This is a genomic window from Salinimicrobium oceani, from assembly GCF_012037645.1.
Window position 1 is genome coordinate 1 of the sequence record NZ_JAAVJR010001513.1, and the last position, 299, is coordinate 299.

Annotated in this window: 1 protein-coding gene; it reads right to left on the bottom strand. The window is 43.5% G+C overall.

Annotated elements, in window-relative coordinates; genetic code table 11:
- On the bottom strand, positions 1-268 hold a 268-nt coding region (locus tag HC175_RS22885; protein WP_168140066.1), incomplete at its 3' end, for a DUF1206 domain-containing protein.
- Positions 269-299: the final 31 nt, after the last annotated feature.

Sequence of the window (299 nt, forward strand, 5' to 3'; positions counted from 1 at the left end):
TTGCCACCATCATGTTGAAAATCCCGTAGCCGATAAGTCCTACGGCAGTAGCACCCAACAAAAAAGCTCCATAGGAAAAGGACAGCAGGTACTGCAGGGCAGCTTCTGTTCCCTTATAAATATCCGCATTGTGTTGTAAGATCACCTTGAAAAGGAAATAGGAGATGATCCCGAAAACCACCCCACGGGCATAGTATCCAAATTTCCCTGCCCTTCTAATAAAATCATATTCATGCTTAATATCGGGATAATTATCAATCTTTCTCATGTATTTGCCACTCCGGGCGATCCTAAACTGC